This window comes from Aeromonas sp. ASNIH7, from assembly GCF_002903485.1.
Taxonomy (GTDB): domain Bacteria; phylum Pseudomonadota; class Gammaproteobacteria; order Enterobacterales; family Aeromonadaceae; genus Aeromonas; species Aeromonas caviae.
This window is the reverse complement of sequence record NZ_CP026226.1, coordinates 1,012,891-1,025,887: the sequence shown is the minus strand read 5'-3', so window position 1 is coordinate 1,025,887 and position 12,997 is coordinate 1,012,891. Positions and strand designations below refer to the sequence as shown.

The window sequence follows — 12,997 nt, the reverse complement described above, 5'->3', positions numbered from 1 at the left end:
CGATTAGTAGGGGACGCATGGAAATTCGACATCTACGTTGTTTTATGGCGCTCGCCGAGGAACTTCACTTCGCTCGCGCCGCTGCGAAACTGCATATTGAGCAGTCCCCACTGTCTCGCACGATCAAAGAACTCGAAGAGGAGTTAGGAGCACAGCTCTTTATTCGGAACACGAGAAGCACGCGTTTGACACGAGCTGGGTTGATGCTCATGGAGCACGCACCTCGGGTGTTCGCATCCTTGCAACAGGCGCGGGACTGCGTGAAGGCAGCAAAAAAGTGCCGGTGTCAATTCTTTCGCGCAAATCAAGAAGGACTTGAAACCGTATATGGGACAGTAGGTTAGCTCCTTTCGGGGCCGCTTAGAAGAAGAGCGGCGTTGTCGGCTAGGAGCGACATAGGAGCGTTGGGAGAGAAAGCCGCATCGCACTGTGTAGTGCTGGATTGCCGAGGAACGGCGGGCCTGTCGCATCATCATAGCCCAACAGGCTCGGCGGCATCCAGAATGAAGAACGCGCAGCCTGGGCTGCGCGTTCGATGGATGCCGTTGAATAGCATGCGGTGCAATCATGGCGGCTTCGGTGGTGTGCTGCGGGTCGCCGTGCCCTTCCTGAATCCTCGATCCCCCGCCATGAACGCTTCCAGCATATGCGGGATCAGCGTCGCCGCATCAACGGCCTCGCCATACGCCTGCGCGTGTAGCGCGGCGTAGCGGTCGAGGTCGACTTTCAAGCTGGTCGGGCAAACGAAAGTCAGCTTGGTGCTCTCGGTCTTCGGCAGCGGGCCGAGCCGCAGCTTCTTGGTCGTGCTCATCGTGAAGTCCCCCGGTTGAAGAACAGCGGCTGGTACGGCCGCAGCACCAGATCCCGGTTGACGATGATGCGAACCGGCAGGCCCGGCCGTTGCGTTAAGGTCGGCTGGATGTTGAGGTTGCGCCGGGTCATCTCCTGGCCGACCTGATTGATGCTGTCCTGCGCGCTGTCGCGCCCAGCGATGATGACGCGATCACCATCCTGCCGGTTCTCCGGCGCGGCCAGCTCGGCACCGACGCCCAGCAGCGTGGTGAGTGCCGCACCGGCAAAGATGCGGCCCCAGTGGTAGTCCACATCGTCCTCCAGCCCGGCATAGCCGGCTGGGTCGGTGCCGGCCAGGTTGTCGAGCGTGAGCGAAGACGTGTCCGGCAGGATGATCCGGTTCCAGACGACTTGAACGCGGCTCTGCCCGTAGCTGACCTGGCTGTTGTATTTGCCCAGGATGCGCGAACCCTGCGGAATCAGCAGGAAGCGCCCGGTGGCTGTGTCATAGACCGGCTCCGTCACCGTGGCGATCACGTCGCCGGGCAAGTCCGACTTGATGCCCGTCACCAAGGCACCTGCGACCACTGTTCCGGCCATAACCTGATACGGCGAAATTGGCAGAGTCAGATTGCCGGAATTACGGGTTTCAGTGGGGCCAGCTTTCATGAAAGCCTCTTTCTGGTCTTGCCGGTTTTGCACCGCTGTCGGGTCAGCAGGTTGGGCCGCCGTGGAGGCCGGCCCGGCCGCCAGCGGGTCAAACGCCGCATTGGCGGCGAAGCCCGGCGCAGCGGCCACCTGTGTCTGCGCTACCGGCGCCGCATTCTGCCCACCCGAGCGGAAGAACACGGACGAGGCCGCGGCCGCCTCGGCTTCTTTTCGCAGGGCATCGTTCGGGTCGTGACCGGGGGCCGCGTAGGCAGCCGTCGCCGGTTGCTGCGACTTCACGATAGCCGGGCCAAGATCGCCCGGCAGCGGTGGCCCTAGTTCGGGAACGGCAGGCAGCAACGCCGGCGGCAGCTTGGAATAGTCCGTCGGCAGCGCATCCAGTCCTTCCGACTTTGACACGCGATCGACGTTGTAAAGCTCGGTCTGCTCGCCTGTGCTGCGTCGATGAGGTTGCAGCGACCACATCAGCGCGCCGAGCACGGCGACCGCTAGGACGCCGGCAAGGATGGCCAGCGAGCGCCGGTTCAGGCGTGTGACTGGACGCGGCTGGGCGCGCAGCGCCACTGCCTCCGGCGCCACCTTGTCCGCCTGCGGCGCGGCAAGGTCGGGAGTGTCATCCTGGCTCATGGTCAGTTCCTCCGTGCAACACCATCGGTGCGCTCGATCCGCACCACGTCGCCGCCATCGCCGCCCAGCCGCAGTTCGGCCGCGCCGAACAGGCGATCCACGACGTAGTACGGCGAGCGAAAACGGTAGTTCACCAGTTGCCCGTCGCCCTGCGCGCCGATGACAAACAGCGGCGGCAGCTCGCCCTGGGCGATGCCCGGCGGGAACTGGATATAGACCTTCTCTCCATCATCGAAGGCGCGCAGAGGCTTCCACGGCGGGTTGCTGCCCGATACCGCGTAGCGGAAGCGGATCTTGTCCAGCGACAGGCCCGTATCGACAGGCGTTGTTGCCTGCGCTGCCTGCGCCTGGCGTTGCAACGCGAGCATTCGGTCTTTCGGATAGTCCCAGGACACCGACGCCATCCATGCCCTCTCGGTCGAGGTCAGCTCCAGCAGGTAGGTGCGCCGACTGGTGGTGATGACGAGATTGGTTTTCAGACCGGAGCGGATAGGCTTGACCAGCACATTGACGCGCAGATCGGCCCCGCCGCCGCTGGACGTGTCGCCCACGATCCAGCGCACGGTATCGCCGGCGGCGACCGTTACCAGTTCCTCGCCCGGTTGAAGCGAAACCACCGTCACGCGCCCCGGCGACGCATAGACCTGATAAAGCGCGCCATCGGTGAACGGCCACACCTGAATCGCGTTGACGTAGCCCTCACGGGTAGGCGCGATACGCGCTTCTGCATTGGCACGGGAAACGCGCACCTTTTCGTCGGCCGGCTCCGGCGCAACGGGGGCCTCATCGAGTTCCGGCAGGGGCTTCAACTGCGCCGGCAGCGCCAGCGGTTCAGGGACGGCGACGACTTCGACGGGCTTGGGCGGTTCGGGCAACGGCTGGGCCAGCACCGTCTCGTCGAGCGAGATGGATGGCGGCGGCTTCCCCTGCGAGGCGCAGCCCGCGAGGGCCAGCAGCGTCAAAGGAACAACGTAAAGGCGGAAACGAAGTTTCATGGTTTGGCTCCTTCGGAAGAATCCAGTTCGCGGCTCCATGACAGGCCGTTGACGTAGATACCCAATGGGTTCTTGAGCAGGCGCTGTTCAGTACGCGGGGTTTGCAGGACGGTCGAAAGCACGGCGTTCCAGCGTTCGGTGCCGGCGGGCGCACCGTTGACATAGCGCTGCTCTGTCCAGCGCACGTTGAAAGACGTGTCGCTCGCGCGAACCACGCTGGTGATTTGCACCGTTACCGATTCCTTGCCGATGCGGGCGAATGGGTCATTGGTGCGGGCGTAGTCGTTGAGCACCGCCGCGCCCTTGTCGGTGGTGTAGTCGTAGGCATCGAGCCAGTTCTGCCGCACCACGATGGGGTCGATGGACAGCGAGCGAACCAGCGTCACGAAGCGCGCCAGGTGGTGCGCGATCTGCGCGTCGCCGGGCCGGTACGGCGTGGCGGCCTCTCCCACGGCGCGCACCTGCCCGGCTTGATCGACCTCGATGACATAGGGCGTCACGATGGACTGCGCCGAGCGCCACACCAGGCCGCCGGCCATCAACAGCGCGAGCACTAGGCAGCCGAAGGCCATCAGGCGCCAATTCTTCGCCTGCACGCGGGCGGAGCCGATACGGTCGTCCCACACCTGGGCGGCGGCTTGATACGGGGTGGCAGGCTGCGGCGTATCGGCGTAGCGCACCTGCGGTCGTTTGAATCGCATGGGTGTTCTCCTTGAAGGTTAGGTATCGGAATCCCGCAGGCTCGGGCCTTGCCCGGAGCCGCCGCCGTCGCCGCCGCGCAGCGTGTGGGCGGCAGTGGTCGCGGCATGGGTAGCCTGCTGGCGGCGGTGCATCCGCTTGGCCCAGGCCGGTTGCTCTTGCTTCTGCGAGCCTGCGGTGCCGTCTGCGGTCTGGCCGGGGCCAGCACCGTCGCTGCCGGCTTCTGTGCCGTTCCAGCCAGCGCGGAAGGAGTCGGCCACCTTCTGCCCAACAGCGGAAGCACCAGAGGTGACGCTGCGGCCTGCGGCTTGTGCGCCAGTCTTGGCGACATTGCCGAGGCCAGCCGCCGCGCCCTTGGCACCGCCGCCGGCCGCAGCGGAACCGGCCTGGAACGCCGATCGGGCACTGCCGGCCGCCGAAGTCGCGGCACGCGCACCGGCACCGGCCAGCTTTGCGGCCGCCGGGGCCATTCGTGCCCCGGCCATGACGGCGCCGCCCACGCCCGTTACGGCGGCGCCGATGGCAACGCCGGTGCCGACAGCCCCGACCGCAGCACCAGCCATCGCGCCCGCACCAAGCTGTGGCGCACCGGACACCAGGCCGGTGGCGATACCGGGGCCGAAAATGCCCAGCGCCAGCAGCGCGAGCGAGGCCAGCATCACGACCAGCGCGTGGTCGATGGATGGTTCGTCGGGATGCACCTGGAACTCGGCGAACAGGCCTGAACCGATGCCGACGATGACGGCCAGCACCAAGACCTTGATGCCTGACGACACCACGTTGCCTAGCACCTTTTCCGCGAGGAACGAGGTCTTGTTCCAGAGTGCAAACGGGATCAAGACGAAGCCGGCGAGCGTAGTCAGTTTGAACTCGATCAGCGTGATGAAAAGCTGTACGGCCAGCACGAAGAAGCAGAGGATCACCACCAGCCAGGCGATGAACAGAACCACGATAGGGTCGATGTTCACGAACACCTCGGGGAACCCAGCCATGTCCCCGATCTGTTCCAGAATCGGCGCGGCTGCGTCGATGCCGGTCTTCGCCAGCCGGCCCGGCTGAAGGAAGTTCTCCATCGTGATGGCCGAGCCGGTAGCGGTAATTCCCAAGCCGGCGAACGAGCGGAACACGATGCTCGCCAGCCAGTTGAAGTTGCCGATGATGTAGGCGAACGCGCCGACACAGAGCACCTTGCGCAGCAGCTTGGCGATCACGTCGTCGCCCTGGCCGGTGGCGTGGCTCATGGCCCAATACAGGCCAGCGATCGTCATGTCGATGACGATGAGCGTGGCGGTGAGAAATGCCACTTCGCCCTGCAATAAGCCGAAGCCCGAGTCGATGTAGCGCGAGAACGTATCGAGAAAACGGTCGATGATGGTCACGTCGTTCATGGCGAATCCTCGGGCGGAGTGAGCGGAACGGCGCCCTCTGGCAATTCATCTGCGGGCGTATCGAAGCTCGGCGGAATCGGCGGGAGTTCAGCCAGCGAGTTGTATTCATCCGGCCCGGTATGGCCGGCGAAGAAGCGCCGCCGGAAGGCTTCAGCGGCGGCGCGGCAGGCATCCTCGCCCACGGCCTGCCGGTCGGCCGCGCATTGCCCGCGCAACGCCTTGAGCCGCACCGGATCTGCGGCCAGGGCGTCGGCCAGGTTCTCGGCCGGCTGCTGGCCGCACGCGGTCAGCAGCACGGCCATCAGGACGGAAGCGCATCGCATGGCCGCCTCCGGTCAGTTGTTATAGAAGTTGACGGACTGCGGCGTGTACGGCGTGCCGGTGCCCAGAAAGCGCCGCCGCACTTCGCGGGCGCGCTCCATAGCCGCCGCTTGCCGCGCCAGTTCCAGTGAAGCGGCCCGGTCTTGCGTGATCTGGAGCTGCTGCGCCTGGATCGACTGCTTGGCCTGCAAAGCCAGGAGCTGGTTCGTCGCCTGCATCGCTTGCAGCGCGCCGGTGGCCGACTGGCTCTGGCTCACGAGATCGGCCAGCGCGCTTTCGTCTTGGGCGAGGTTCTGCGACACCTGCGCCTGCATCCGCATCGCGGTGTGCAAGCCGTTCAAGGTGTTCTGCCAGCGTTCGCGGGCGTCCTGTGCCATGCGGTCGCCGCTGATGGTGGCGGCGTACTGTTCCGGGTACAGGCGGGCGAACGTGGCATCCATGCTCTGCACGTCGTAGGCCAAGCCGCGCGCCTCGGCGATCAGGCGCTCGGTGGTGGCGAGCGTCGAGCGCAGGCGGTTGACGATGTTGAAGTCGAGATTTGCCAGGTTCCTGGCCTGGTTCATCAACATCTGCGCCTCGTTCTGAAGCTGGTTGATCTGGTTGTTGATCTGTTCCAGCGTGCGCACGGCGGTCAGCGTGTTCTGCACGAAGTTGGACGGGTCGAACACCGTCAGCGCGGATGCGGGCTGCACGGCCAGCAGCGATACCGACAGCACGGCAGCGAGTGAGACAGAGAGCAAACGGGGCTTGGTCTTCATGGTGAAACCTCCAGCGGTTGAGAAGCGAGAAAGGAAGCTGCCGCCGGAGCGGACGGCAGCAGGTCGGCGGCCCAGCCGAGGCCGCGATGGCGCAGCCACGCGCCGGCGAAGCCGGGAGCGCCGGCCTGCGTCAGCACGCGGTCAATATCGCGTTGGTCTTGAGGGGTGGATGCGCCCGCGAATGCGAGCGCGACAGGCCCCAGGTCGAGGTCGAACAGGCGATTGCCGAGGCGCGACTGGTAGTAGTAATCGCGCTTGGGCTGTGCGGTCGCCACGATCTCAATCTGGCGGCTGTTCAAGCCGAAGCCTTCGTAGATCGTGCGAATCTGCGGCTCGGTGGCCTGCGGGTTAGGTAAGAAGATCCTGCTCGCGCAGCTTTCGATGATGGCTGGCGCGATGGTCGAGTCCTTGATGTCGGCCAGCGACTGCGTGGCAAAGATGACGCTGACGTTCTTTTTTCTGAGCGTCTTGAGCCATTGCCGGATGCGGGCCGCGAAGGACGGCTCATCGAGGAACAGCCACGCTTCATCGAGGATCAGCAGCGTGGGCGCGCCGTCAAAACGTTCGTCGAAGCGGGCGAACAGGTAGCGCAGCACTGCTTGCACGGCGGCGGGGCTGTGCATCAGTTCTTCCATCTCAAAGCCCTGCACGTCGGCCATGCCCAGCCGGTCGTGGTCAGCGTCCAGCAGCTTGCCGTGGGCGCCGCCCAACACATAGGGCGCGAGCGCTTGGCGCAGCGCGTTGGACTGCAATAACACCGACAAGCCGGTCATGGTGCGCTGCTCCACTGGCGCACCGGCAAGGCTTCGCAGCGCCGACCAAATGGCAGCCTTCTCGTCCGGGCCGACCGTCACGCCTTCGTGCAGCAGCCGGCCCTCCACCCATTCGGCGGCCCAGGTGCGGTAGCCCTCGTGGGCTATTCGCGCGAGTGGCTGGAAGGCGATGCCGCCATCGGCACCGAGGTCGTAGTGCTCACCGCCAAGGCCGAGGATGGTGGCGCGCATCGAGCGCCCCATGTCGAAGGCGAAGATCCGCGAGCCGAAGTAGCGCCGGAACTGCATGGCCAATATGGCGAGCAGCACCGACTTGCCCATGCCGGTCGGCCCGGCGACAAGGGTGTGCCCCACGTCGCCGATGTGCGTCACCAGCCGGAACGGCGTCGCGCCATCGGTGCGGGTGACGATCAGCGGCGGGCCATCGAGGTGTTCGTTCTTCTCCGGCCCAGCCCATACCGCTGACATCGGCATCATGTGCGCCAGGTTCAGCGTCGAAACGATGGGCTGACGCACGTTCGCGTATGCGTTGCCGGGGACGGACGACAGCCAGGCATCGACTGCGTTGAGGGTTTCGGGGATGGTCACGAAACCCCGGCCCTGGATGACGCGCTCCACCATGCGCAGCTTCTCGTCGGCCACGGCCGGGTCGGCGTCGAGCACCGTCACCGTGGCGGTGAGGTAGCCGAAGGCGACTTGATCGCTGCCCAGCTCCTGCAAGGCGGCATCGGCGTCGGCGGCCTTGTTGCTGGCATCGGTATCGACCAGCGGGCTTTCCTGCTGAAAGATCGTTTCGCGCAGCAGCGCGATGACGTTCTTGCGCTTGGCGAACCATTGGCGCCGCAAGCGCCCCAATTCCCGTTCCGCCTCGGCTTTGTCCAGGCACAGGAAGCGCGTACTCCAGCGATACGCAAAGCCCAGGCGGTTGAGGTCGTCCAAGATCCCCGGCCAGGTCGAGGTCGGGAAGCCTCGTACCGACACCACGCGCAGGTGCTGATCGCCCAGCATGGGCGCCAGGCCGCCGACCAGCGCGGCATCGGCCAGCAGTGCGTCGATATGGAACGGCACGTCGGGCACGCCGACGCGATAGCGCCGCGTGGAGACTGTGGCATGCAGGTAGGTCAGCGTCTGGCTATCGTCCAGCCAGGCAATCTCCGGCATCACACCATCGAGCAGGTCGAACACGCGATCGGTCTCTGCCACGAAGGAATCAAGCCGACCACGCCAGTCCACACCCTCAGTGGGCCGGTTCTCGTACAGCATCCCAGCCGCACGGGCGCGAGACTCTTGCGGCGGTAGGTGTTGCAACGTGAAGTGATAGACGCTCTCGAAATGGCCATCCGACTCCTCGAACGCCGCGCGTCGCTCCTCATCCACCAGCCAGGACAGTGGTTCGGGAAAGGAGGATTGCGGATAGCTCGATGCCCGCATCCGCTCGGCCTCGATATAGAAGGCCCAGCCAGACCCGGTACGGCGAAGCGCGTTGTTCTGCCGCGCCGACGTGGCAATCAGCTCGCCCTGTGTCGCACTGTCCAAGTCGGGGCCGCGAAACTGGAACGTGCGTTGAAACGAACCATCTTTGTTCAGCACAACGCCCGGCGCGACCAGCCCGGCCCAGGGCAGCCAGTCGGCAAGCAAGGCCGGGCGCTGACGATATTCGGCAAGGTTCAGCATGGCGTCCTCCCCTCACACGTCCAGAAGCGGGCGGTGTTTGATATGCCGCGCGAAGACCTGCATGAACTGCGGATCGACGCGCGCACCCCATACGGCCAGCGAGTGGCCGACGATCCAGAGCACCACGCCGGGAATCCACAGTTGCAGGCCCAGCCCGACGGCGGCGGCTAGCGTGCCGTTGGCAATCGCCACGGTGCGCGGCGCACCGCCCAGCAGGATCGGCTCGGTCAGCGAGCGATGCAGCGGCACTTCAAAGCCCGGAAGATCGGTGGCCTTACTCATACGACGGCCCCTCCGGAGAAGCTGAAGAACGACAGGAAGAACGAGGACGCGGCGAACGCGATGGACAGGCCGAACACGATCTGGATCAGCTTGCGAAAGCCGCCGCTGGTATCACCGAACGCCAGCGCAAGCCCCGTCGAGATGATGATGATCACCGCCACGATCCGGGCGACTGGCCCTTGGATGGATTCGAGGATGGAGGTCAGCGGCCCTTCCCACGGCATCGAGGAACCGGCGGCCTGCGCCGTGCCCGCCAGCAACAGCATCAGCGCGGCCAGCAGCAGCCCTTGCCCTGCGGGACGGGCCAGGTGGCGCAGCCGCGCCATGCTGGACAGGCGAGAAATAGGATTTACGGAAAGACGGAAAGCATCAACGTGCGTCATGGCAGTTCTCCAGGTTGGTCAGGGGTCGAGGAAGGCGCAGCGGCAGCGGCTGCAAGAGGAACCGGCGGCAGCTCGGGAAACGGCGTTTCCAGCGCATCTGTCAGGCGATAGCCCGCACCGTCGAAGCCGACGACACGGGAGATGGTTTCGACGTGACGTTTGCGGCCACGGCCTGCGATGTGAATCACCACGTTGACCGCCTCGGCGATCAGGGCGCGGGGCGGATTCACTGCCACTTCGAGGATCAGTTGCTCCAGACGCAGCAGTGCGCCCAAGGCGGAGCCGGCATGGATGGTGGCAATGCCGCCGGGGTGGCCGGTGCCCCAGACCTTCACCAAGTCCAGGGCTTCGCCGCCACGCACTTCGCCGACGATCACGCGGTCAGGCCGCAGGCGCATCGTGGCCCGCACCAGCTCGGTCATTGTGACGACGCCGGCGCGGGTGCGCAGCGGCACATGGTCGCGGGCCGCGCATTGCAGCTCGATGGTGTCTTCGAGCACCAGCACGCGGTCGCCTGTGGCGGCGATCTCGGCCAGCAGCGCGTTCGCCAGCGTGGTCTTGCCGGTGCTGGTGCCGCCGGCGATCAGGATGTTCTGCCGCTCGCGCACGGCGCGGCGCAGGAACTCGGCCTGCCCGGCGGTCAGGATGCCGTCGGCCACGTAGCGATCCAGGCCGATGATGCTCACGGCCCGCTTGCGTAGCGCGAAGGCTGGCCCCGGGGCGGCCGGAGGCAGGATGCCCTCGAAACGCTCGCCGGTTTCCGGCAACTCGGCGGTCAAGAGCGGCTGGCCGCGATGCACCTCCGCGCCGACATGCGCGGCGACCAGGCGGATGATGCGTTCACCATCGGCCTCGGGCATCTCCACGCCCAGCGGCGAGCGACCCGACGACAGCCGATCCACCCACAGGGTGCGATCGGGGTTGAGCATGATTTCCACAACATCCGGATCTTCGAGCGCAGCGGCGATCAGCGGCCCCATCGCCGTGCGCAGCATCTGGATGCGGCGATCCTGGGACGCCGCGGCGGATGAGCGAGATTCAGGCGGAATCTGCGGAACGGCACTCATGACGCACGCTCTGCAGCTCGCTCATCGGCGGACGCCATCGCTGCTGCGTCATCCATCCGCATCGGATCGGGGTGCAGTTCCTCCACCACGTCGCGCACCAGACTGCGGCCACGCAGCAGGTGGCGACCCAACTGCTCGACGAACTGCTCGAAGCGCGCTTTGCCCTGGGCGCGGGCCGCGTCCTTGTGGGCTTCTGGCACCGGCGTGCTGATGGTCAAGAAATAGCGGATGAACAGCGCCAGCGTTTCGATCTGGATGTTCTGGTCGCGCTCCATGCGTTCGGTCTGCCGCGACAGTCGATCCAGCCGCTTGGCAATGGCGGCCTCACGCTGGTCGCCCGCATCGGGTGACAGCCAGGACGCCAAGGCCGCTGCGACGATGGAGGACTTGGACACGCCTTTCTTGGCGGCAAGTTCATCCAGGCGCTTGGCGTGCTCGGGCTGGATGAAAAGATTGAGGCGGTATTGGCTCATAGGTCGATTCCGTCGTTGGGGTCGAGAGAAGCCAGCCGGGCCGTGCGCTGCATGGCCGGGTCGAGCTGGCCGGGAAGCGGGAGCGCCAGGTCGTCGTCATCGAGCAGCTCCAGGTCGTTCGCACACGCGTCCAACTCGGGCTCGTAGGCGACGGTTTCGGAGAGTTCGAGCTGGCGGCGCGGGCCGCCGTCATCGGTGCCGCCCGGACCATCGGCGGATACCGAGGTCGGCGCCGTAGGTACGGCCGGGATCGCCAAGCCGCTCCAGTCGTCGGGGCGGGCTGGCGGCGCGTCGGCGTACCTCCCGACTGCGAGCACGGGCGGTGGCAGGACGCGATCCTTGAAATTGGCGTCGACGTAGTAACGCAGCTTCTTCGCGCGGATCGGGGCAACGCTGGACACCATGACTACGGCGTCCTCAGGTGGAAGCTGCATCACCTCGCCGGGCGTCAGCAGCGGACGTGCAGTTTCCTGACGCGACACCATCAGGTGCCCCAGCCACGGAGCGAGGCGGTGGCCCGCGTAGTTGCGCTGCGCGCGAAGCTCGGTGGCGGTGCCGAGGGTTTCGGAAATCCTTTTCGCCGTCCTTTCGTCGTTGGTGGCGAAAGTCACCCGGACATGGCAGTTGTCGAGGATGGAATGGTTCTGCCCATACGCCTTGTCGATCTGGTTCAGGCTTTGAGCGATGAGAAAGCTGCGGATGCCGTAGCCGGCCATGAAGGCAAGCGCGGACTCGAAAAAATCGAGGCGACCCAGCGCCGGAAACTCGTCCAGCATCAGCAGCAGCTTGTGCCGGCGCGCGATGCCATCGCTGCCGTCGAGCGATTCGGTCAGCCGCCGCCCGATCTGGTTCAAGATGAGCCGGATCAGCGGCTTGGTGCGGCTTATGTCGGAGGGCGGCACCACCAGATAGAGCGATACCGGGTGCTCGGCGGAAATCAGGTCGGCGATGCGCCAATCGCAGCGCGATGTGACTTCGGCCACGGTCGGGTCGCGGTACAGGCCGAGAAACGACATGGCGGTGGAGAGCACGCCCGATCGCTCGTTGTCCGACTTGTTGAGCACTTCGCGGGCAGCGGATGCGACAACCGGGTGAGGCGCATCGCCCAGGTGCTTCGTCGTCATCATCCGGTGCAGCGTCAGCTCGAACGGACACGCCGGGTCGCTGAGGAAGTTGGCGACGCCGCGCAGCGTCTTGTCCTCGCCTGCGTACAGAACATGCAAGATTGCACCGACCAGTAGCGCGTGGCTGGTCTTCTCCCAATGATTGCGCTTCTCTAACGCACCTTCAGGGTCAACCAGAATGTCGGCGATGTTCTGCACGTCGCGCACTTCATGTGCGCCGCGCCGGACTTCAAGCAGCGGGTTGTAGGCGGCCGACTGCCTATCGGTGGGGTTGAAAAGCAGGCAGTGCGAAAAGCGCGAACGCCAGCCCGCCGTGATCTTCCAGTTCTCTCCCTTAATGTCGTGAATGACGGCGGACGCCGGCCACGAAAGCAACGTAGGCACCACCAAGCCCACGCCCTTGCCCGAGCGCGTGGGTGCGAAGCTCAGGACATGTTCCGGCCCCTCATGTCGGAGGTATTGGTCGTCGTGTTGGCCGAGGAAGACGCCCGCCGGGAGGGTCAGTCCAGCTTTGCGGATGTCGACGGCATCGGCCCAGCGTGCCGAACCATAAGTCGTAACCAGCCGCGACTGCCGAGAACGCCATACCGACATGGCGATGGCGACGAGTAAAGCGAACAAACCGCTACCACCCGCAATCGCACCGCCTGTGTCGAAGACGTGCGGCGCGTAGGCATCAAAGAAGAACCACCATTCGAACAAGCGCCACGGGTGATAAACCGGTACACCTAGAAGATCGAACCAGGGCGATCCGAGGCGTACTTGATAGCCAAGGGTCGCTGCTGTCCATTGTGTGGCGCCCCAGACGCCGGCGATCACGATGCCGATTACCACAGCGATCTGGCCGAACAGAACGTTCGTCCCTTGCATGACCTGTCCTCCGATTTCTCCTGCGCTGGTGTCTCATTGAAAGCGTTGCACAGGGGGTGTCGCAGGCGTCAGGATCGGTTCTGGGCTAGTGCCGGTCAAAGA

At 65.3% G+C, this 12,997-nt stretch carries 14 protein-coding genes; 1 reads left to right on the top strand and 13 read right to left on the bottom strand.

Translation table 11 applies throughout. The features are described from left to right. Window positions 1-17: 17 nt before the first annotated feature. Window positions 18-344: a LysR family transcriptional regulator gene (locus C2U47_RS23505; protein WP_435827896.1), complete on the top strand. Its 327-nt coding sequence runs from the start codon at window positions 18-20 to the stop codon at window positions 342-344. Between the two features lie 221 nt (window positions 345-565). Here C2U47_RS23505 and C2U47_RS04630 read toward each other — a convergent pair whose 3' ends face one another. The 13 genes from C2U47_RS04630 to C2U47_RS04570 are packed head-to-tail and all read right to left on the bottom strand — an operon-like array spanning window position 566 to window position 12,895. Beyond that, window positions 566-811 (bottom strand): DUF2274 domain-containing protein, encoded by a 246-nt coding sequence (locus tag C2U47_RS04630; protein WP_000108283.1) that lies wholly within the window; start codon window positions 809-811, stop codon window positions 566-568. Continuing rightward, window positions 808-2,088, bottom strand: a complete 1,281-nt coding sequence (locus tag C2U47_RS04625) for a TrbI/VirB10 family protein (RefSeq protein WP_003092274.1) — start codon at window positions 2,086-2,088, stop codon at window positions 808-810. The genes C2U47_RS04630 and C2U47_RS04625 overlap by 4 nt, the downstream gene beginning before the upstream one ends. A gap of 2 nt (window positions 2,089-2,090) precedes the next feature. Continuing rightward, window positions 2,091-3,083: a P-type conjugative transfer protein TrbG gene (gene trbG, locus C2U47_RS04620; protein WP_000776560.1), complete on the bottom strand. Its 993-nt coding sequence runs from the start codon at window positions 3,081-3,083 to the stop codon at window positions 2,091-2,093. Next, window positions 3,080-3,784 (bottom strand): conjugal transfer protein TrbF, encoded by a 705-nt coding sequence (gene trbF / locus C2U47_RS04615; RefSeq protein ID WP_001211312.1) that lies wholly within the window; start codon window positions 3,782-3,784, stop codon window positions 3,080-3,082. The genes trbG and trbF overlap by 4 nt, the downstream gene beginning before the upstream one ends. Before the next feature lie 18 nt (window positions 3,785-3,802). Further along, window positions 3,803-5,170: a P-type conjugative transfer protein TrbL gene (gene trbL / locus C2U47_RS04610; protein WP_001000746.1), complete on the bottom strand. Its 1,368-nt coding sequence runs from the start codon at window positions 5,168-5,170 to the stop codon at window positions 3,803-3,805. Continuing rightward, window positions 5,167-5,493: a hypothetical protein gene (locus C2U47_RS04605; protein ID WP_014603538.1), complete on the bottom strand. Its 327-nt coding sequence runs from the start codon at window positions 5,491-5,493 to the stop codon at window positions 5,167-5,169. The genes trbL and C2U47_RS04605 overlap by 4 nt, the downstream gene beginning before the upstream one ends. A gap of 12 nt (window positions 5,494-5,505) precedes the next feature. Then, entirely contained in the window at window positions 5,506-6,249 is a 744-nt protein-coding gene (gene trbJ, locus C2U47_RS04600) for a P-type conjugative transfer protein TrbJ (RefSeq protein ID WP_003092277.1), read from the bottom strand. Next, entirely contained in the window at window positions 6,246-8,696 is a 2,451-nt protein-coding gene (trbE, locus tag C2U47_RS04595; protein WP_000933135.1) for a conjugal transfer protein TrbE, read from the bottom strand. Before trbE ends, trbJ begins: the two co-directional genes overlap by 4 nt. A gap of 12 nt (window positions 8,697-8,708) precedes the next feature. Next, window positions 8,709-8,978 (bottom strand): VirB3 family type IV secretion system protein, encoded by a 270-nt coding sequence (locus tag C2U47_RS04590; protein ID WP_003092280.1) that lies wholly within the window; start codon window positions 8,976-8,978, stop codon window positions 8,709-8,711. After that, complete coding sequence (locus C2U47_RS04585) at window positions 8,975-9,361, bottom strand: TrbC/VirB2 family protein (RefSeq protein WP_000150010.1); 387 nt, start codon at window positions 9,359-9,361, stop codon at window positions 8,975-8,977. The genes C2U47_RS04590 and C2U47_RS04585 overlap by 4 nt, the downstream gene beginning before the upstream one ends. Continuing rightward, window positions 9,358-10,428 (bottom strand): P-type conjugative transfer ATPase TrbB, encoded by a 1,071-nt coding sequence (gene trbB / locus C2U47_RS04580; protein ID WP_023093367.1) that lies wholly within the window; start codon window positions 10,426-10,428, stop codon window positions 9,358-9,360. Before trbB ends, C2U47_RS04585 begins: the two co-directional genes overlap by 4 nt. Next, on the bottom strand, window positions 10,425-10,901 hold the full coding sequence (locus C2U47_RS04575) for a ribbon-helix-helix protein, CopG family (RefSeq protein ID WP_000085131.1): 477 nt from the start codon (window positions 10,899-10,901) through the stop codon (window positions 10,425-10,427). Before C2U47_RS04575 ends, trbB begins: the two co-directional genes overlap by 4 nt. Continuing rightward, complete coding sequence (locus C2U47_RS04570) at window positions 10,898-12,895, bottom strand: conjugal transfer protein TraG (protein ID WP_001163195.1); 1,998 nt, start codon at window positions 12,893-12,895, stop codon at window positions 10,898-10,900. Before C2U47_RS04570 ends, C2U47_RS04575 begins: the two co-directional genes overlap by 4 nt. Between the last annotated feature and the right edge of the window lie 102 nt (window positions 12,896-12,997).

Bases quoted from the DNA above. Each gene is read 5' to 3' on its own strand.
- trbJ (WP_003092277.1), bottom strand. From the start codon at position 6,249: ATGAAGACCAAGCCCCGTTTGCTCTCTGTCTCACTCGCTGCCGTGCTG.
- trbE (WP_000933135.1), bottom strand. From the start codon at position 8,696: ATGCTGAACCTTGCCGAATATCGTCAGCGCCCGGCCTTGCTTGCCGAC.
- trbG (WP_000776560.1), bottom strand. From the start codon at position 3,083: ATGAAACTTCGTTTCCGCCTTTACGTTGTTCCTTTGACGCTGCTGGCC.
- C2U47_RS04630 (WP_000108283.1), bottom strand. From the start codon at position 811: ATGAGCACGACCAAGAAGCTGCGGCTCGGCCCGCTGCCGAAGACCGAG.
- C2U47_RS04585 (WP_000150010.1), bottom strand. From the start codon at position 9,361: ATGACGCACGTTGATGCTTTCCGTCTTTCCGTAAATCCTATTTCTCGC.
- C2U47_RS04625 (WP_003092274.1), bottom strand. From the start codon at position 2,088: ATGAGCCAGGATGACACTCCCGACCTTGCCGCGCCGCAGGCGGACAAG.
- trbB (WP_023093367.1), bottom strand. From the start codon at position 10,428: ATGAGTGCCGTTCCGCAGATTCCGCCTGAATCTCGCTCATCCGCCGCG.
- C2U47_RS04570 (WP_001163195.1), bottom strand. From the start codon at position 12,895: ATGCAAGGGACGAACGTTCTGTTCGGCCAGATCGCTGTGGTAATCGGC.
- C2U47_RS04605 (WP_014603538.1), bottom strand. From the start codon at position 5,493: ATGCGATGCGCTTCCGTCCTGATGGCCGTGCTGCTGACCGCGTGCGGC.
- trbL (WP_001000746.1), bottom strand. From the start codon at position 5,170: ATGAACGACGTGACCATCATCGACCGTTTTCTCGATACGTTCTCGCGC.
- C2U47_RS23505 (WP_435827896.1), top strand. From the start codon at position 18: ATGGAAATTCGACATCTACGTTGTTTTATGGCGCTCGCCGAGGAACTT.
- trbF (WP_001211312.1), bottom strand. From the start codon at position 3,784: ATGCGATTCAAACGACCGCAGGTGCGCTACGCCGATACGCCGCAGCCT.
- C2U47_RS04590 (WP_003092280.1), bottom strand. From the start codon at position 8,978: ATGAGTAAGGCCACCGATCTTCCGGGCTTTGAAGTGCCGCTGCATCGC.
- C2U47_RS04575 (WP_000085131.1), bottom strand. From the start codon at position 10,901: ATGAGCCAATACCGCCTCAATCTTTTCATCCAGCCCGAGCACGCCAAG.